The organism is Pseudomonas sp. 2848, assembly GCF_003253945.1.
Classification (GTDB): domain Bacteria; phylum Pseudomonadota; class Gammaproteobacteria; order Pseudomonadales; family Pseudomonadaceae; genus Aquipseudomonas.
On the sequence record NZ_QKZD01000013.1, the window covers coordinates 49974 to 67434 of the forward strand.

The 17461-nt window shown below is 63.6% G+C and carries 17 protein-coding genes; 7 read left to right on the forward strand and 10 right to left on the reverse strand.

What is annotated here, in order from left to right:
• Nucleotides 1-13: 13 nt before the first annotated feature.
• The 4 genes from DFS21_RS22435 to DFS21_RS22450 all read right to left on the reverse strand — a co-directional run bounded on the left by DFS21_RS22435 (nt 14) and on the right by DFS21_RS22450 (nt 3495).
• Complete coding sequence (locus DFS21_RS22435) at nt 14-559, reverse strand: tetratricopeptide repeat protein (protein WP_102684172.1); 546 nt, start codon at nt 557-559, stop codon at nt 14-16.
• Nucleotides 560-758: 199 nt separating this feature from the next.
• Entirely contained in the window at nt 759-2042 is a 1284-nt protein-coding gene (hemL, locus tag DFS21_RS22440; RefSeq protein ID WP_110703191.1) for a glutamate-1-semialdehyde 2,1-aminomutase, read from the reverse strand.
• Nucleotides 2043-2059: 17 nt separating this feature from the next.
• On the reverse strand, nt 2060-2683 hold the full coding sequence (gene thiE / locus DFS21_RS22445; RefSeq protein ID WP_110703188.1) for a thiamine phosphate synthase: 624 nt from the start codon (nt 2681-2683) through the stop codon (nt 2060-2062).
• 14 nt (nt 2684-2697) lie between these two features.
• Entirely contained in the window at nt 2698-3495 is a 798-nt protein-coding gene (locus tag DFS21_RS22450) for a hydroxymethylpyrimidine/phosphomethylpyrimidine kinase (RefSeq protein WP_102684169.1), read from the reverse strand.
• Nucleotides 3496-3760: 265 nt separating this feature from the next.
• Here DFS21_RS22450 and DFS21_RS22455 point away from each other — a divergent pair, with 265 nt between their 5' ends.
• Nucleotides 3761-5752, forward strand: a complete 1992-nt coding sequence (locus tag DFS21_RS22455) for a hybrid sensor histidine kinase/response regulator (RefSeq protein WP_111533156.1) — start codon at nt 3761-3763, stop codon at nt 5750-5752.
• A 462-nt stretch (nt 5753-6214) separates the two neighbouring features.
• On the opposite strand, the gene DFS21_RS27070 is transcribed toward DFS21_RS22455, so the two are convergent.
• Both DFS21_RS27070 and DFS21_RS22460 read right to left on the reverse strand, forming a co-directional pair.
• Complete coding sequence (locus DFS21_RS27070; RefSeq protein ID WP_256591504.1) at nt 6215-6742, reverse strand: hypothetical protein; 528 nt, start codon at nt 6740-6742, stop codon at nt 6215-6217.
• On the reverse strand, nt 6672-7622 hold the full coding sequence (locus DFS21_RS22460; protein ID WP_256591506.1) for a PAAR domain-containing protein: 951 nt from the start codon (nt 7620-7622) through the stop codon (nt 6672-6674). The genes DFS21_RS27070 and DFS21_RS22460 overlap by 71 nt, the downstream gene beginning before the upstream one ends.
• A 290-nt stretch (nt 7623-7912) precedes the next feature.
• On the opposite strand from DFS21_RS22460, the gene ycaC reads away from it, so the two are divergent.
• The 4 genes from ycaC to DFS21_RS22480 all read left to right on the forward strand — a co-directional run bounded on the left by ycaC (nt 7913) and on the right by DFS21_RS22480 (nt 12639).
• Entirely contained in the window at nt 7913-8542 is a 630-nt protein-coding gene (ycaC, locus tag DFS21_RS22465) for an isochorismate family cysteine hydrolase YcaC (protein WP_111533157.1), read from the forward strand.
• Nucleotides 8543-8809: 267 nt separating this feature from the next.
• Complete coding sequence (locus DFS21_RS22470) at nt 8810-10462, forward strand: acyl-CoA dehydrogenase family protein (RefSeq protein WP_111533158.1); 1653 nt, start codon at nt 8810-8812, stop codon at nt 10460-10462.
• 77 nt (nt 10463-10539) lie between these two features.
• Nucleotides 10540-12003 (forward strand): AMP nucleosidase, encoded by a 1464-nt coding sequence (amn, locus tag DFS21_RS22475; RefSeq protein ID WP_023632409.1) that lies wholly within the window; start codon nt 10540-10542, stop codon nt 12001-12003.
• Nucleotides 12004-12009: 6 nt separating this feature from the next.
• A complete protein-coding gene (locus tag DFS21_RS22480; protein WP_111533159.1) occupies nt 12010-12639 on the forward strand; it encodes a pseudouridine synthase in 630 nt (209 codons plus the stop codon).
• Between the two features lie 21 nt (nt 12640-12660).
• Here DFS21_RS22480 and DFS21_RS22485 read toward each other — a convergent pair whose 3' ends face one another.
• From DFS21_RS22485 to DFS21_RS22495, 3 genes are all read right to left on the reverse strand, one after another.
• Nucleotides 12661-12864 carry a DUF2788 domain-containing protein gene (locus DFS21_RS22485; RefSeq protein ID WP_023631482.1) on the reverse strand — a complete coding sequence of 68 codons (204 nt, stop codon included), beginning with the start codon at nt 12862-12864 and terminating at the stop codon, nt 12661-12663.
• Nucleotides 12865-12917: 53 nt separating this feature from the next.
• On the reverse strand, nt 12918-13394 hold the full coding sequence (locus DFS21_RS22490; RefSeq protein ID WP_011535815.1) for an Lrp/AsnC family transcriptional regulator: 477 nt from the start codon (nt 13392-13394) through the stop codon (nt 12918-12920).
• 312 nt (nt 13395-13706) lie between these two features.
• On the reverse strand, nt 13707-14912 hold the full coding sequence (locus DFS21_RS22495) for an MFS transporter (RefSeq protein ID WP_110703177.1): 1206 nt from the start codon (nt 14910-14912) through the stop codon (nt 13707-13709).
• Between the two features lie 133 nt (nt 14913-15045).
• On the opposite strand from DFS21_RS22495, the gene DFS21_RS22500 reads away from it, so the two are divergent.
• Nucleotides 15046-15630, forward strand: coding sequence for a TetR/AcrR family transcriptional regulator (locus DFS21_RS22500; protein ID WP_111533160.1), 585 nt, complete (start codon nt 15046-15048; stop codon nt 15628-15630).
• A gap of 85 nt (nt 15631-15715) precedes the next feature.
• On the forward strand, nt 15716-16549 hold the full coding sequence (locus DFS21_RS22505) for a DUF6515 family protein (protein WP_110703171.1): 834 nt from the start codon (nt 15716-15718) through the stop codon (nt 16547-16549).
• A gap of 21 nt (nt 16550-16570) precedes the next feature.
• Here the strand turns inward: DFS21_RS22505 and DFS21_RS22510 are convergent, their stop codons facing one another.
• On the reverse strand, nt 16571-17440 hold the full coding sequence (locus tag DFS21_RS22510; protein WP_102684165.1) for a cation diffusion facilitator family transporter: 870 nt from the start codon (nt 17438-17440) through the stop codon (nt 16571-16573).
• Between the last annotated feature and the right edge of the window lie 21 nt (nt 17441-17461).

Genomic DNA, 17461 nt, shown 5'->3' on the forward strand with positions numbered 1-17461 from the left:
GCCGGGCAACGGTTCAGGGAAGAGGAGAGAAAGGTGTGCGCCCTTCGGCGTTCTGCAGTTCCAGCAGGTATTTGCGGAAGATCTGGCCGAGTACCTGGGTAGCGTGCTCGAGCTCGTCGCGGGGCATCTGCTCGGTGACTTCGTCGGCCATGTCCAGGGCGTCTTCGGCACCGTTGACCGCGGCGATCTTGAGCAGGATGTAGGCTTGCACGTTGTTGGCCTTGACCCCTTCACCGTGGAAGAACATCGAGCCGAGACGGTATTGTGCCTGCGCCTGGCCTTGCAGCGAGGCTTTCTCGAACCACTTGAGCGCGTTGTCGAGTTGGCGCGGCGTGCCGCTGTAGTAGAACTCGCCCAGCTCGTACTGCGCTTCGGCATCCCCTGACTGCGCGGTCTGCTCGCAGGCCTTCAGGGCATTGGGCAGGTCTTCGGGCGCGGTATCGAGGGCGCAGCGGCCCGTCGCTGGAATCAGCAACGAATTACCGCCCTCCGCCAAGGCCAGCAGGGGCTGAAGAAGCAACAGGCAGCCCAGGGTAAGGGCGCGGCCGGTGCGGTTCATGGGGATCGACTTACCTCTGCAAAGCTACGGCCAATGTCTCTGGTGGCACATTATGGGATAAGCAGCGCCTACCTTACAAAGATTTACGCGAATTTCTACAGCCGGATTGGACGTGGCGGGCTGTGATGGGGTTCACAGGCTTGCTTGGTCCGGCCTGATCGTGGGGCAAGCCCGCGATCAGGCCGAGACAGGAACACCCTTACTTCAGCTTGGCAAACGCCCGCTCGGCCGCATCCAGGGTGATCTGCAGTTCCTTGTCGCCATGGGCGATGGAGGTGAAACCCGCTTCGAAGGCGCTTGGCGCCAGGTACACGCCGCCTTCGAGCATCAGGTGGAAGAAACGCTTGAAGCGTTCGGCATCGCTGGCCATCACGTCGTCGAAAGTGACGATATCGTCGGCGCCGCTGAAGTACAGGCCGAACATGGCGCCCGCCTGAGTGGTGACGAACGGGATACCCGCCGCATCGGCACGCTGTTGCAGGCCATCGAGCATGCGGCTGGTGAAGGCACTCAGCTCGTCATGGAAGCCCGGGCGGCTGATCAGCTTCAGGGTGGTCAGGCCGGCGGCCATGGCCAGCGGATTGCCCGACAGGGTGCCGGCCTGGTAGACCGGGCCCAGCGGGGCGATGCAGCCCATGATTTCGCGCTTCCCGCCGAAGCAGCCGACCGGCATGCCACCGCCGACGATCTTGCCGAAGGTCGACAGGTCGGGGGTGATGCCGTAGTGGCCCTGGGCACCGCCGAGAGAAACGCGGAAGCCGGTCATCACCTCGTCGAAGATCAGTACCACGCCGTGCTGGTCGCACAATGCGCGCAGGCCTTCGAGGAAGCCCGGCGCCGGCGGCACGCAGTTCATGTTGCCGGCCACTGGCTCGACGATGATGCAGGCCACGCTCTGGCCGACGTCGGCCAGGGTCTTCTCGACGGCGGCGATGTCGTTGAACGGCAGGGTCAGGGTGTGCTTGGCGAAGTCCGCCGGCACACCGGCCGAGCTTGGCACGCCCTGGGTCAGCAGGCCGGAGCCGGCCTTGACCAGCAGGCTGTCGGAGTGACCGTGGTAGCAGCCTTCGAACTTGATGATGGCGTCACGGCCGGTGTAGCCACGGGCCAGGCGGATGGCGCTCATGGTTGCTTCGGTGCCGGAGCTGACCATGCGCACCATTTCCATCGACGGCACGAGCGAGCACACCAGGTCGGCCATCTGGGTTTCCATGGCAGTCGGCGCGCCATAGGACAAGCCGTGCTCCAACTGCTTGCGTACCGAATCCAGGACCTCTGGGTGGGCGTGGCCGAGGATCATCGGGCCCCAGGAACCGACATAGTCGACGTAGCGCTTATCGTCTTCATCGATGACGTAGGCGCCTTGGGCGTGCTTGAAGAACAGCGGAGTGCCACCGACGCTCTTGAAGGCGCGAACCGGCGAGTTGACGCCACCGGGGATGTGTTTCTGGGCTTGGGCGAACAGGGCTTCGGAACGGGACATGGGATCTTCTCTCGAAATCAGCAAGCGAACAGGGCGTTGAAGGCGCGGGCGCGGCGGGTGACTTCCTGCGCGCTGTCGGCACCGAACAGGCCGTGGATAACCGCCAGCAAGTCGGCGCCATGGGCAACCAGCGGGGCGGCGTTGTCGAGGGTGATGCCGCCGATCACCGCGATCGGCAGCTTGGCCTGGGCGCGGGCCTGCTCCAGCAGTTCGACGCTGGCGGCGGGCGCGCCCGGTTTGGTGACGGAATTGAAGAAGCGGCCGAAGGCGACATAGCTGGCGCCTTCGCTGGCGGCCTGCCGCGCGAGGTCCAGGCTGGCGTGGCAGGTCGAACCGATGATCGCCTTGCGGCCGAGCAAGGCGCGGGCCGGTGTGAGCGGGCCATCGGTCTGGCCGAGGTGCACGCCAACGCCCAGGCGGGCCGCCAGTTCGGCGTCGTCGTTGATGATCAGCTCGGTGCCGTAACGCTCACACAGCGTCTTCAACGCTTCGGCCTCGCGCAGTCTGTGGGCGGTATCGTCGCTCTTGTCGCGGTATTGCAACAGGCGAACGCCACCTTCCAGCGCCGCTTCAACGTGGGAGAGGAAACGGCCGGCCAGCAGCTGGCTGTCGGTGATCGCGTACAGACCGCAGAGCTTCATCGGATGGCCTCGTGTCAGGAACAGAAATCCAGGGGCAGGCGGCGCGGTACGTACTGGCCCTTGCCCAGCTGTTCTGCGTCGCGCAGGGTGCGCCAGGTGTAGTCCAGGGCGCTGCGCACGGCGCTGGTCAATGCTTCGCCCAGAGCCAGGCGGCCGGCAAGGGCGCTGGCCAGGGTGCAGCCCGAGCCGTGGTAGCTCCCCGGCAGGCGTTGGCAGGTCCAGGTGTGCTGCTGACCGTCGCGGCTATACAGGCGGTTGTGGATTTCCACCTCGTCGCCGTGACCGCCGGTAATCAACAGGTGTCTACAGAACGGCAGCAGTTTCTCGGCGCACTCGTCCGCGGTGCCTTCGGGCAGTTCCGCCAGAATGCGTGCTTCCGGCAGGTTCGGCGTGGCGATGGTGGCCAGCGGCAGCAGGCGTTCGCGCAACGCGTAGCCGACTTCGTCCTTGCCCAGGCGACCACCGCCACCGGCGCGCAGAACGGGGTCGCAGACCAGAGGCAGGTGCGGGTGGGCGGACAGCAGTTCGGCGACGGTGTCGACCATCTCGATCGAGCCGAGCATGCCCAGCTTCACCGCGGCTACCGGGGAGTCGGCCAGCACGGCATTGGCCTGGGCCAGCACCCACTCGCGGTCAAGCACGCGGAAGTCGGAAACGTTGACGGTATCCTGCACGGTCAGGGCGGTCACGGCGGGTGCGGCGTGACAACCCTGGGCGATCAGGGCTTCGATATCTGCCTGCAGCCCGGCGCCACCACTGGGGTCGTGGCCGGAGAGACAGAGGACAACGGGGCGGGAGCTGTAGGTATTCATGGTCGGCGAGCTTATCACCAAACCTTTTTGTGCGGTTCGGTCGCGGCGAGAGAATTGCTGATCAAGTGGTCAGTTTGGTCTTGTTGGATATTCTGAAACGTGCGTTCTAGAGCCTCTGCATTGAAATTCTCAGTAGCTGCTGAGCAGTGCTGGAGGCTATGCTAGAGTGCTCGGATAACTCGATGAACGGGTTCTGCCGGATCATGTCGTCTCAAAGGGAAGGGAGGCAACCGCGACGCGACCGGACAGGCCATGCTGGGGCTGTATGCGCTATTTGCTGATTGTGCTTCTGGGCTGCTTGCCCCTGCTTGCCGGAGCGGTCGAATTCGACGACTCCACCGGGCGCTTGCCGCTGGGCCGCTACATGCAGGTCTATGAAGACCACGATGGCAGCGCCAGCATCGCTCAGGTCAGTACCGCCGCATTCGCCGGACGCTTCCATGCCCATCACGACGAGGTGCTCAACGCCGGCTATTCGACCTCCGTTTTCTGGCTCCGTGTCGATCTTGCCTATTCAGCCACGCCTTCGCCAGCACCACGCCAATGGTTGCTGGAGCTTGCCTACCCGCCGCTGGATCATCTGGAACTCTATCTGCCGGACGCGCAAGGCACCTATCGCCTGGCCCAGCGCACGGGTGATGCCTTGCCCTATGCCAGCCGGCAGATCCGCCAGAACAACTATCTGTTCGAGCTGCCGCTGCACCCCGGCCAGGCGACGACCGTCTACCTGCGCCTGCACAGCCAGGGTTCGATCCAGGCGCCGCTGACATTGTGGTCGGCCCAGGCTTATCTGGAAGACCAGCCCACGCGTCTTTACGTGCTGGGCATGATCTACGGCGTGCTGCTGGTAATGCTGGTTTACAACTTGTTCCTGTACCTCAGCGTGCGTGATGCCAGCTACCTGTACTACATCCTCTACATCGCCTCGTTCGGCCTGTACCAGGTCTCGGTCAACGGTGCCGGCATCGCCTACTTCTGGCCGGACAACCCCTGGTGGGCAAATGCCGCCACGCCATTGTTCATCGGCGCCGCCGGGTTGTTCGGCTGCCAGTTCGCCCGCCATTTCCTGCAACTGGGCAACCTCAGCCGTGGCCTCGACCGCCTGCTGAAGGGGTTGATGGCAGGTGGTGCGCTGGTGATGGTGCTGGCGGTGACCCTGCGTTACGGCGTGGCGCTGCGCATGGCCACGCTGCTGGCAATGTTGTTCACCGTGAGCATCTTCAGTGCGGGGTTGTATGCCTGGTGGCGTGGCTTGCGCGTTGCGCGCTGGTTCATCATCGCCTGGACGGCCTTCCTCGTCGGCGGGCTGGTCAACACCTTGATGGTGCTTGGGTACCTGCCCAACCTGTTCATCACCATGTACGCCAGCCAGCTTGGCGCGGCGCTGGAGGTGGCGCTGTTGTCGCTGGCCCTGGCCGACCGCATCAACAGCTTGCGCGAGCAGCAGGCGCAGACCCTGCGTGACACCGGACGCACCCTGGAGCAACTGAACCTGCAACTGGCCCGCAGCAACCGGCTCAAGGACGAGTTTCTCGCCACCGTGACCCACGAGTTGCGCACGCCGATGAACGGCGTGATCGGTTCGCTGGAACTGCTGCACACCCTGCCCATGAGCGCCGAGCAGGCCCAGTACCATCGCACCGCCACCGGCTCGGCCCAGGACATGATGGCGATGGTCGACGATATCCTCATCCTTACCGAACTACAGGCCGGGCGCCTGTGCAACCATGGCATGGCGTTCAGCCTGCGACGGCTGCTCCAGGAACTGCGGGCCGGTTATGCCAGCCAGGCGCTGGCCAAGGGCCTGTACCTGAGCCTGGACATCCCCGCCGACCTGCCCGACAGCCTGGTCGGCGATGCGCAGAAGCTCGCCCGCTGCCTGGCTTGCCTGGTGGACAACGGGCTGAAGTTCACCCACCAGGGCGGCGTCACCGTGCAGGCCCGTGGCCGGCGAACCGGACCTGACAGCCTGGCCCTGAGCCTCACGGTCAGTGACAGCGGCATCGGCTTCGACGACCTGGATCAGGCGGTGCTGTACCAGCGCTTCTTCCAGGTGGACGGTTCGATGACCCGGCGCTATGGCGGTTTGGGGATTGGCCTGTCCATCTGCCGCCAGTTGAGCGAGTTGATCGGGGCCACGTTGTCCCATGAGTCGACGCTTGGGTTGGGGAGCCGCTTCGAGCTGACCTTGAATGTGGCGGTTGCCCAGGTGCAGATGCCGCCTGGGCGCGCGGTTTCTGGTGCGACGCGAGTCTGATTTGCACTCGCCTGCTGACAAGTTCGCGGGCCGACTGAATGATGGTTAGTGCAGTCCTTGTGAGGGGCTGTACTGTAGTTTCTGTGTGCTCCTCAAAACGCTAGTGCACCTATTATCAACCAGGCGAAGGATATCCAGCCCAGCCATGCAGATAAGACCATAATTTGTCTTATGTTTTTCGGGAATTCGGCTACGTCTTTCTCATTGAGTAATCCTTTCCTTATAGATCTCTTTGAGATCGCCATGGCCCCGCATAGCTGAAAGATAATTAATAGTTTGGTTGTTCTACTGTGCCCGCTCCATGTATTTCTAACAGTGTCAAGGCACTGGCTTCTTTGTAGTGATGATATTATTTCGTGAAAATTTCGCGATTTCGTTAGGTAGAGGTCTAATGCAAGCCCAGTTGCAATTAAAATTATGGGTGGGGTCAGTAGGGTCAGTGTAACGATTGGCGCTAGTTTTTCATTCATTGTCGAATACCTCGTAAATCGCTTCCCCTATTATCTCCCCGAGCTTCATTCCCCCAACGCTGCCAGCCAGCGCACCGATACCTGTTACAACCAATGAGCATACAGGGGTACCTGGTCCGGTTACCCAGCAGGCTGTAACAGCGATTGCGCCACCCGCTTTCGCTCCAGCTATCCCCCCGGCGAACCCGACCGAAAAATTTCCTATTTCAGTAAACTGCGTTTTTCTGCAAGTGCCACTGCTGCCCGCTTGGCAGGCTTCGTAGATTTTAAGCGCTGAACCAGTGCCACCAACGGCAATTCCGACATTGCCGCCAGCCTTAAGGAATTTGGAGAGTCGTGCAAGCTTATTCAAATGTGTCGAGTAACCGGGTATTTGCCCTGGCGCTCCCGCCTTACTCCAGTGGTGCATTAGGCTTTTCGAGGATATGCCCAAGTCACGCCGTAGCTTTTCATAATTGCCCAAGTTCATCCGCTTGTTGAGGAAAGTCGCTTTCAAATGTGTATCCAGTTGCTTGAACAATTTTTTTTCGTTCAGCAAAAAACTCAGGGCTGCGCAGATGCATATACTTGGCAAATTGCGTTTGATGCAAATCTTCGATCTTTCGCAGTATTGAACCCAGCTCATCCAGTGATTTTGCCATCATCGCCTGGCTCACACCCATCGCCAGGCTCACATCACTGAGCAACCCGGCGATCTCAGCTTGATGGCGCATCATGAAGTCGGCTTCTTCCTCCGTCAGATCTGCCAATGCTTCCCGAGCCTGTTGCGCCGCGCTCATTGCGATCAGCTCTTCACGGGTGCAGACCGGCCGGCTCAGGCCGTCACCGATGACGAAGATCTCCCCCGCCTTGAACCCCTGCTGATAGGTCGGGTTCAGGCGCTCCAGGATAGATCTGGGGAGGTTGGCTTGCGGTGCACCAAGTTCAGTCAGCACCTCCTGATACGTCATGCATCGCGGCACGATGTAGAAGCCAGGTTCCTGGCTTTGCTGTGTCATCGATGGCTGGACTGTCTGAGGCTGGTAGCCAGTCCTTTTCGGCGTGTTTGCGTAAGCCTGTACTGGCGCCTCTCTAGCAGCCGCCGCTGCAGGTGCAAGGCGCGGGGCTGGGAGTCGATCCAACGGTGCAACCACGCGATTGTCGCCCAAGGGGCAGCCACATTTGACCAGCGTGCCATCCACCGCTGTGGATACGCCGTTCTGCGTCCAGCAAGGCTCTCCTTCGATGATGGTTCCGGCCTCACCACAGCGCGGGCAAGCAGTGGTCTTGTCCCCTTCAAATAGCCAGGCGACGCCGCTCGAAAAGCCCATGGACTGGTTGGCGATGCAGATGGCACCTGTGGTGGTTTCGTCTCCGTCCAGGCCCTGACCCCGGCCGAAGATGCTGATGCGCAAGCCCATGGCTCACCTCATGTTGAACATGGAAGCCTGGAACCTAGCAGTCTTGAGGCGCGCATTTTCAGGGCGAGGGCGGTTTGGGAAATGCCCTACAAGCAATAAAGATTTGAATGTCATTCACCTATACGGCGTGGGTGTGGGCGATCGAATTGCCTGCTCAAGCATCGTTCATAAAACGGAACGCTAAAGCCAAAAACCACTATCTACCGCTCCAAAAGTGGTGGTTTTAATCTTCTCCCATCAACGCGAAACACCCAACTTACTGAAAATCAAAACCCTTAGGAGCTACCGCCATGACCAACTTCAAATACAACCGCCTGAACAAAGACGACGCCGCTGTCCTGCTGGTCGACCACCAGGCTGGCCTGCTGTCCCTGGTCCGCGACATCGAGCCGGACCGTTTCAAGAACAACGTGCTGGCCCTGGCCGACCTGGCCAAGTTCTTCAACCTGCCGACCATCCTCACCACCAGCTTCGAGCAAGGCCCAAACGGCCCGCTGGTACCTGAGCTGAAGGAACTGTTCCCGGATGCGCCGTACATCGCCCGCCCAGGCCAGATCAATGCCTGGGACAACGAAGACTTCGTCAAGGCGGTGAAGGCCACTGGCAAGAAGCAACTGATCATTGCCGGCGTGGTGACTGAAGTTTGCGTAGCCTTCCCGGCGCTGGCCGCCCTGGAAGAAGAGTTTGAAGTGTTCGTGGTGACCGATGCTTCCGGCACCTTCAACGAAATGACCCGTGATGCTGCCCATGACCGCATGAGCCGTGCCGGTGCCCAGCTGATGACCTGGTTCGGCGTGGCCTGTGAGCTGCACCGCGACTGGCGCAACGACATCGAAGGCCTTGCAGCGCTGTGCTCCAACCATATTCCGGATTATCGCAACCTGATGACCAGCTATAACGCGTTGACTGCAGGTAAGTAATAGCAGCAGATTTTTGGTTCAAAAGGCCGACCCCGATGGCGGGGTCGGCCTTTTTCGTTTGGCTGTGTAATGGCTGCGATGTGCCCGTCTTGAGGTCGTGTCAGGGCAGACAGGTGCATGCCTTGATGGTTGTGCTGTCTGTGAGACCTGTTGTGGTGAACCCTTGGCGGTCCTGGGCCACATGTTTAGTCATTATTGTCACTTTGACTGACCCGCTGGGAGTGCTTCACTGGGCCTTTCAGGCATGCCCGGATTCAGGAGCTCCCGATGAACCTGCACCAGTACGCTGAAACCCACGAAGTCACCAACCAGCCGCCGTCCCTCGACGGTGCCAACCTCTACCGCCTCGACCAGCCCTTGCAGGAGTGGTCGCGGCGCTTCGGCGCCGGCTGGGCCGAGTCGCGGATCGATGCCTACGGTGCCCTGGCCGGTGGGCCGCTGATGACGGCGGGTTTCCTGGCCAATGCCCACAAGCCCGAGTTCAGCAGCCATGACCGCTATGGCTATCGCATCGACCTGGTGGAGTTCCACCCCGCGTATCACCAGTTGATGCGTACCGCCGTCGAGCACGGCTTGCCCTCGCTGCCGTGGGCGGAGCCACGAGACGGTGCCCACGTGGCCCGGGCCGCGATGACCTACCTGCACAGCCAGGCCGAAGCCGGTACCGGCTGCCCGCTGACCATGACCTTCGCCGCCGTGCCGGCCCTGCGGCTGCAGCCTGAGCTGGCCGGCTACTGGCTGCCGAAGGTCCTTGCCCGCGAGTACGACCCGCGCAACGTCGGCGACCGGCATAAGGCTGGTGTCACCCTCGGCATGGCCATGACTGAAAAACAGGGCGGTACCGACGTGCGCGCCAACACCACCCGCGCTTACCCAGTCGGCGCGCCCGGTGCAGGCCAGCCCTATGAACTGGTGGGGCACAAATGGTTCTGCTCGGCACCCATGTGCGATGCCTTCCTTACCCTGGCGCAGACCGACAAGGGCCTGAGCTGCTTCCTGTTGCCTCGGCACCGCCCTGACGACAACCGCAACCAGTTCTATATCCAGCGTCTGAAAAACAAACTGGGCAACTGTTCCAACGCCTCCAGCGAAGTAGAGTTCCGTGGCGCTCTGGCGTGGATGGTGGGCGAGGAGGGGCGCGGCGTGCCGACCATCATCGAAATGGTGGCCATGACCCGCTTCGACTGCATGGTCGGCTCCAGCGCATTGATGCGCCAGGCCCTGACCCAGGCCGCGCATCACTGTGCCCACCGCAAGGTCGGTGGGCGCGTGCTGGCCGAGCAGCCCTTGATGCAGAACGTGCTTGCCGACCTGGCCCTGGAAAGCGAGGCCGCATTGGCCCTGAGCCTGCGCATGGGCCAGGCGCTTGATCGGCTCGACGACCCGCAGCAGGCACATTTCGCCCGCCTGGTGACGGCCGTGGGCAAGTACTGGATCTGCAAGCGCGCCCCCGGGATGATCAACGAGGCCGCCGAGTGCCTGGGCGGCGCCGGCTACGTCGAGGACAGCATCCTGCCGCGGCTGTACCGCGAGGCGCCGGTCAACTCGACCTGGGAGGGCTCGGGCAATGTGCAGTGCCTGGACGTGCTGCGCGCCTTGTCGAAGGAGCCGGGTGTGCTGGAGGCGCTGTTTACCGAGCTGGGGGACGGGCATGGCGACCCGCGTCTGGCGGCGTTCATCGGCAACCTCAAGGGCGCCTTCGCCGATACCGGCGATATTCAGTACCGTGCCCGGCAGCTGACCGAGGACATCGCCGTGGCGCTGCAGGCCAAGCTGTTGCTGGAGGCGGGCAATGCCACGGTGAGTGATGCGTTCATCGGCAGTCGGCTGGGCGCTGGCGGGCGGGTGTATGGTGCGTTGCCGCGCGGGGTGGATGCTGCGGCGTTGGTGGCCAGGGCCACGCCGGCGTGGGCCGGGTAACGCCATCGCGGGGGTGTTTTTACCCTGCAACGCAGGCAAGATGGTGGTCATGCATTCCATAAGACAGGAAGCCCAGCGTGAGCCAAGCGTTTGTAGTCGTTGATACCCCCGAACAGGCCGTCGACCGTCTGGCGGCCTTGCATGAACAGGCCACCGGTGCCCTGAGCCAGGCCCTCAAGCGCTACCTGAAAGACCGCACCGAGCCCGGTGATGAAGAACGCGCGCTGTTTCGCTACCCGGCCCTGCGCCTCATCTATTCCAGCCAGGGTGAAGTCGCCGCGACCACGCGTGCCTACGCCAAGGTCCAGGTGGATGGCACTTACAGCGTCACTGTCACCCAACCTGCGGCGTTCCGTGGTTATCTGCTCGAACAGCTGCGCCCGTTGATGCACGACTATACCGTGACGGTGGAAGTCGGTGTCAGCGAACAGAACATTCCTTACCCTTACGTGGTTGACCAGGGCGATGAGCTGGCGGGCAGCGGCATCACCGCGGCGCAACTGGCGCGGGTGTTCCCCAGCACCGACCTGTCGGCGGCCACCGACAACACCGCCGATGGCCTGTACGACTGGGAAAGCGCCGAAACCCTGCCGCTGGCGCTGTTCGACGCCGCCCGCGTGGACTTCTCCCTGCGCCGCCTGGTGCACTACACCGGCAGCGACTGGCGGCACATGCAGCCATGGATCCTGCTGACCAACTACCACCGCTATGTCGATCAGTTCATCGCCCATGGCCTTGAGCAACTGCGCGAGGACCCACGCTTCGTGCGCATGGTCCTGCCGGGCAACGTGGTCATCGAGAAGGGCATGGACAACGGCGAGGCCCAGGCCCTGGTCGCCAGCGTGGTCTGGCACCGCTACCAGATGCCGGCCTACCACCTGATCGCCGCCGACGGCGATGGCGTGACCCTGGTCAACATCGGCGTCGGCCCGTCCAACGCCAAGAACATCACCGACCACCTGGCGGTGCTGCGTCCGCACTGCTGGCTGATGATCGGCCACTGCGGCGGCCTGCGCCAGTCGCAGACTATCGGCGACTACGTGCTGGCGCATGCCTACATGCGCCGCGACGGCATCCTCGACCGGGTCGTGCCGCCGAACATCCCGATCCCGGCCCTGGCCGAGGTGCAGCTGGCGTTGCAGGAAGCGGCCGCGCAGGTCACCGGCGAACGTGGCGAGCAGCTCAAGAAGCGCCTGCGCACCGGCACCGTGCTCACCTACGACGACCGCAACTGGGAGCTGCGCTGGGCACAGGAGCGCCCGTTGATCAACCTGTCCCGTGCCGTGGCGGTGGACATGGAAAGTGGCACCATCGCGGCCCAGGGTTACCGCCTGCGTGTCCCCTACGGCACCTTGCTGTGCGTTTCCGACAAGCCGCTGCACAGCGAGATCAAGCTGCCGGGGTCGGCCAACGCCTTCTACAACCGCGCGGTCAGCCAGCACCTGAAGATCGGTATCGCCGCCCTCGACCTGCTGCGCACCGAGCTCAACTCGCTGCACTCGCGTAAACTGCGCAGCTTCGATGAGCCGCCGTTCCGCTGAGGATTCATGCCCCTGCCACCCCGTAGCACCCCGCGCCGCCCTGCGGCGCGAACCACCGGCCCGCGTCGCCAGCCCAAGGCGCCGCCGGCCGAGCCGCGCCTGATCCTGTTCAACAAACCGTTCGATGTGCTCACCCAGTTCAGCGACGGCGAGGGGCGCGCCACGCTCAAGGATTTCATCGACATCCCCGGCATCTACCCGGCCGGGCGCCTGGACCGCGACAGCGAAGGCCTGCTGCTGCTGACTAACGACGGGCGCCTTCAGGCGCGGATCGCCGATCCTAAACACAAGCTGGCCAAGACCTACTGGGTGCAGGTGGAAGGCGAGCCGAGCGAGGAGCAATTGCAGCGTCTGCGCGAGGGCGTCGAGCTCAACGATGGACCCACGCTGCCGGCACAGGCGCGGCTGCTTGAGGAGCCCGAGTTGTGGCCGCGCAATCCGCCGGTACGTTTTCGCAAGAGTGTGCCGACCGCCTGGTTGGAGTTGGTGATCCGTGAAGGGCGCAACCGCCAGGTGCGGCGGATGACGGCGGCGGTGGGGCTGCCGACCTTGCGTCTGGTGCGGGTGCGTATCGGTGACTGGACGATCGAAGGGTTGCAGCAGGGATGTTGGCGGGAAGTGGCGGCGAAGCTGTAGTCGCCGCCCCGGGTGGGGTTGTCAGACCCCTTCCAGGAACCCCACCACCACGCTCTTGATGATGAACGCCAGCACGCCAAGGCCCAGCACGAAGAACAGGATCAGCGTGCCGAAGCGGCCGGCCTTGGACTTCTTCGCCAGGTCCCAGACGATGAAGCCCATGAAGGCGATCAGTACGGTGACGAGGATGATCATCATCCATTCTTCGAATACGGCGGGATCCATCGGTTTACTCCAGGCAAGCGCAAAGCCCGATCATACGCCGGGCGTGCAGGGATTCAACGCAGGTGGGTCAATGGCAGCTCGGTGCTGGCCAGCACCTGATTGAGCACGAAGCTCGAGCGCACACTGGTCACCCCTTCGATCCGGGTCAGGCTGCCCAGCAGCAGTTTCTGGTAATGGTCCATGTCCGGCACCACCACCTTGAGCTGGTAGTCGGCGTCCATTCCGGTGACCAGGCTGCATTCGAGGACCTGGGGCAGGCTGCGGATCGCCGCCTCGAAGGTTTCGAACCGTTCGGGGGTGTGCCGGTCCATGCCGATCAGCACATAGGCCGTAAGGCTCAGGCCGAGTTTCTTGCGATCCAGCAGGGCTACCTGGCGCGAGATGTAGCCGTCGTCCTCGAGCTGCTTGACCCGGCGCGAGCAGGGGGACGGCGACAAGCCGATGCGTTCGGCCAGTTCCTGGTTGGAGATGCGCGCATCGCGCTGCAATTCGGCGAGGATGCTCAGGTCGTAGCGGTCGAGCTTGCTCATGGAAAGGACCTTTTCTGTTCGGATTGCGGCGAATTATCGATCCTGAGTGAAAAATTGCGCAAGCGGTATTTATCAGAGCAATCTTCGCAATCCTCTGCCCCAGCGTCTGCCCTATCTTTATCACCAGAATCACTGCCCGGACATCAGTCCACGGCGACGCGCCCTAGGCGGGCGGTCGCGGCCAGCCATCCAACAGGATCCGCCAGGCCCCCGGGCTACGCACTGTCCAGAAGACGGCGCGAGGTGAGCCGGTGCCACAAGTGCCGAGCACGGACGACAATTCCCGAAGGGAGGCCGCAAGGCCTCCCTTTTTTATTGTGCAGAAGATTGCACAGGCCTGGCCTGGCGACGACCCGCCACGGCGAGCGCCGCCAGCAGCACCAGCAAGCCGCCGAACACGGCAATCATGAAGCCGCTGCGTGCTGTCGAGGCGTCCACCCATTGGCCGGCACCTGCCGCGCCGATGGCCACGCCGACATTCAGCCCGGCGAGCAGCCAGGTCAGGCCCTCGGTCAGCTGGCGCTCTGGCACGCTGCGCTCGACCAGGGCCATGGCCACGATCATGGTCGGGGCGAAGAACACCCCGGCCAGTAACACTGCCGCTGCGAGCAGGGCGATATTGCCGACCAGGAGCAGCGGCAGGGTGCTGAGGGTGGTGGCCAGTGCGCCGACCAGCAACTGGCGGGGCAGCGACATCCGCCAGCGCAGGGTGCCGAACAGCAGCCCGGAAACGCAGGAGCCCACGGCATAGGCCGACAACACCAGGCTGGCGGCAGCCGGTTGCCCTTGCTCGCCGGCGAAGGCGACGCTGACGATGTCCACGGTGCCGACGATCATGCCCATTGCCACCATCAGCAGCGTCAGCTGAGGCACCCCTGCGCATCGCCATGCCGGCAGGTCACGTCTGGACGAGGTTTCGGCACGGACCACCCATGGCTCGCTGCCGGTCTGCAGGGTCAACGCCAGGGTACCCAGCAGCAGTAACGCGGCAGCGGCCAGCAACCCGGTCTGGGGCCACAGCGCCACGCTGAGCCCGACGGCCAGCGGTGGGCCGGCAATGAAGCTGACTTCATCGAGTACGGTTTCCAGCGAGTAGGCAGTCTGCAGTTGCGGCTGGCCGCGGTACAGCTGGGTCCAGCGCGCCCGGACCATAGCCGACATGCTCGGCATGCAGCCGGCCAGCAGGGCGGCGACGAACAGCAGCCAGTCGGCGCTGCGCCACCAGGCGCAGGCAGCCATCAGCAGCAGCCCGAGCACGCTCAGCAGGCTGGCCGGCGGCAGCACGCGGCGCTGGCCCAGGCGATCCACCAGGCGTGATACCTGTGGCGACAACAGGGCATAGGTGAGCACGAAGCAGGCCGACACCGCCCCGGCCAAGGCATAGCTGCCGCGCCATTGCGCCACCAGCGTGATGATGCCGATACCGGTCATGGGCAACGGCAGGCGGGCCAGCAGGCCGGCCAAGGTGAACCCGAGGGTGCCGGTCGGGACGAACAAGTGTGCATAAGGGTTGGGCATGTCGCTTGCTCCGTGAGGCGGCCCGCTTGCTGGCAGCAAGGCAGGGCGTGGATAATACGTACAGTGCGTATGATTAAATATTCATACGAGCTGAATGTAAATATTCATACGAACTGTACGTAAAGGAGAGGCCATGGTTCGTCGCACCCGCGCCGAGATGGAAGAAACCCGCGCGGCCTTGCTCGCAATGGCCCGCCAGGTCTTCAGCGAACAAGGCTACGCACAGGCGTCCATGGATGACCTGACCGCTCGCGCCGGGCTTACCCGAGGCGCGCTCTACCACCATTTCGGCGACAAGCAGGGCCTGCTGGCGGCTGTGGTGGCACAGATTGATGTTGAGATGGATGCACGTCTGCTGGCCATCTCCGCATCCTGCGATGACCCCTGGCAAGGCTTCTGCCAGCGTTGCGAGGCCTACCTGCGCATGGCCCGCGAGCCGGAGATCCAGCGCATTGTCCTGCGTGACGCGCGCGCCGTCCTGGGTGCGGTGACCCCCGAGGCGCAGCAGCATTGCATCGCATCACTGCGGCGGATGCTCAGCGGGTTGGTCCAGCAGGGCGTGGTTGCCGAAGCGGATGCTTGGGCGTTGGCGACGCTGGTGCATGGCAGCCTGTCGGAGGCGGCGGTCTGGATTGCCCAGGCGGAGGACGGCGATATCCGTCTAGGCCAGGCTCTGATCGCCCTGGAGTTGCTGCTGCGTGGCTTGCTGGCGCGCTAGGCTGTCGGCTATTTCATCTGCCGGTCGCGGTCTGCGCAGTAGACTGCGAACGGTAAAGGCGGGCGTTATCATCGAGAGGAACAACATGAGTTCGCGCATCTGGCGGTTGGCAGGTGTTGGTTTGCTGGGCCTGGGCATCAGCCTGGGCGCCTTGGCCGAAGAGCCAGGAGAAGGGCATGACGGTCATGGCGGCCAGCAGGAGCAGGGCGGTGGCGAACGGCGTGGATCGCCGCTCAACTCACGTGACGAAGTGCGCCAGACGCAACCGCCACGTCAGGGCTACTACCAGGATATTCCCCGTCGTTACGGTGACAACCGTCACTGGGAGGCGGGCGGTCCGGGTCAGCGCCCGGGCGGCGATTGGTCGGGACGGCCTGATGGTCATGGCAATGGCTGGGGGCCAGGGCCGCAGTATCACCCCGGGCACACTGTCGATCGCTTCCCGGACCGCTACTGGAAGGTGCCTTATCGTGGACAGGACTACTTCTACTCCGGCGGTTATTGGTACCGGCCCCATGGCGGCGGCTACGTGGTTGTCACGCCGCCTTACGGTGTGCGGGTCGGCTATCTGCCGCCTTATGCCCGCGAGGTGTGGTTGAGCGGTGCGCTGTTCTTCCTGGTGGCCGACACGTACTACCAGTACCAGGCCGACAGCCGCGAGTATGTGGTGGTCAACCCGCCCAGCGTTGCGCCTGCACCGCAGCAGCAGGGCAGTGGCTATGATGTGATCGCCTACCCGATGTACGGCCAGGGGCAGGAACAGCAGGAGCAGGACCGCTACCAGTGCCACCGCTGGGCGGTGAGTCAGTCGGGGTTCGATCCGGCGACGGCGACCTATGCGCCGCCGGCCAATGTGGCGGACAACTATAGGCGGGCATTGGGGGCGTGCCTGAGTGGGCGCGGCTACAGCGTCAATTGACAAGGCAATTGCGAGCGCGGGCTACACCGGGTCGGCGTGAACCATCACATCGGCCCGCGGATAGCGCTGGCGAATGACCTGCGAGGCCTGCACGCACAGTTCATGGGCGGCATGCAGCGGCATTTCGCCAGGCAACTCGAGATGCAGCTGCACGAACCACTGGCTGCCGGACACCCGCGTGCGCAGGTCATGCACCCCCTTCACCCCGGGAATCGCCAGCACCACTTCGAGCATGCGCTCGCCGACATCGGCAGGCAGTTCCTTGTCCATCAGGATCGCCGTGCTCTCGCGGGCGATCTGCAGCGCACTCCACAGGATGTACAGGGCGATACCCAGGCCAAACAGGGCATCGAGCTGTGGCCAGCCGAAGCGGGCCAGCAGCAGCGCCAGGAGGATGCTGGCGTTGAGCAGCAGGTCGGATCGGTAGTGCAGCGAGTCGGCGCGCACGGCCGTGGAACCGGTCGCGCGGATGACTTTGCGCTGAAATGCCAGCAATGCGAGGGTCAGTACCAGCGACAGCAGCATCACCACGATGCCGGCGGCAGTGTCGCCCAAAGGCTCCGGCGACGTCAGCCGATCAACCGCCTGCACCCCGATCAGCACCGCGCTGACCCCGATGAACAGTGCTTGGGCCATGCCGGCCAGGGCTTCGGCCTTGCCATGGCCGAAACGGTGGTCGTCGTCGGCGGGGCGCAAGGCGTAGTGAACGGCCAGCAGGTTGAGAAAGGAGGCGGCGGCATCCAGCGCCGAGTCGGTCAGCCCGGCCAGCAGGCTGACCGAGCCGCTCAGCCACCAGGCCACGGCCTTGCTCAGCACCAGGATGCAGGCGACGCTCAGCGAGGCGCGGGTGGCCAGGCGCAGCAAGCGTTGGTGTTCGGCGGTGGCGGTCATGCGCAGAAGATCGTCCGTGGT

What these genes read in the sequence shown, in the direction of transcription:
- DFS21_RS22490 (WP_011535815.1), bottom strand. Translation starts at nt 13,394, where the DNA reads ATGAGCAAGCTCGACCGCTACGACCTGAGCATCCTCGCCGAATTGCAG.
- ycaC (WP_111533157.1), top strand. Translation starts at nt 7,913, where the DNA reads ATGACCAACTTCAAATACAACCGCCTGAACAAAGACGACGCCGCTGTC.
- DFS21_RS22470 (WP_111533158.1), top strand. Translation starts at nt 8,810, where the DNA reads ATGAACCTGCACCAGTACGCTGAAACCCACGAAGTCACCAACCAGCCG.
- thiE (WP_110703188.1), bottom strand. Translation starts at nt 2,683, where the DNA reads ATGAAGCTCTGCGGTCTGTACGCGATCACCGACAGCCAGCTGCTGGCC.
- DFS21_RS22450 (WP_102684169.1), bottom strand. Translation starts at nt 3,495, where the DNA reads ATGAATACCTACAGCTCCCGCCCCGTTGTCCTCTGTCTCTCCGGCCAC.
- DFS21_RS22485 (WP_023631482.1), bottom strand. Translation starts at nt 12,864, where the DNA reads ATGGATCCCGCCGTATTCGAAGAATGGATGATGATCATCCTCGTCACC.
- DFS21_RS22495 (WP_110703177.1), bottom strand. Translation starts at nt 14,912, where the DNA reads ATGCCCAACCCTTATGCACACTTGTTCGTCCCGACCGGCACCCTCGGG.
- DFS21_RS22435 (WP_102684172.1), bottom strand. Translation starts at nt 559, where the DNA reads ATGAACCGCACCGGCCGCGCCCTTACCCTGGGCTGCCTGTTGCTTCTT.
- DFS21_RS22500 (WP_111533160.1), top strand. Translation starts at nt 15,046, where the DNA reads ATGGTTCGTCGCACCCGCGCCGAGATGGAAGAAACCCGCGCGGCCTTG.
- DFS21_RS22460 (WP_256591506.1), bottom strand. Translation starts at nt 7,622, where the DNA reads ATGGGCTTGCGCATCAGCATCTTCGGCCGGGGTCAGGGCCTGGACGGA.
- hemL (WP_110703191.1), bottom strand. Translation starts at nt 2,042, where the DNA reads ATGTCCCGTTCCGAAGCCCTGTTCGCCCAAGCCCAGAAACACATCCCC.
- DFS21_RS22505 (WP_110703171.1), top strand. Translation starts at nt 15,716, where the DNA reads ATGAGTTCGCGCATCTGGCGGTTGGCAGGTGTTGGTTTGCTGGGCCTG.
- DFS21_RS22455 (WP_111533156.1), top strand. Translation starts at nt 3,761, where the DNA reads ATGCGCTATTTGCTGATTGTGCTTCTGGGCTGCTTGCCCCTGCTTGCC.
- DFS21_RS22480 (WP_111533159.1), top strand. Translation starts at nt 12,010, where the DNA reads ATGCCCCTGCCACCCCGTAGCACCCCGCGCCGCCCTGCGGCGCGAACC.
- DFS21_RS22510 (WP_102684165.1), bottom strand. Translation starts at nt 17,440, where the DNA reads ATGACCGCCACCGCCGAACACCAACGCTTGCTGCGCCTGGCCACCCGC.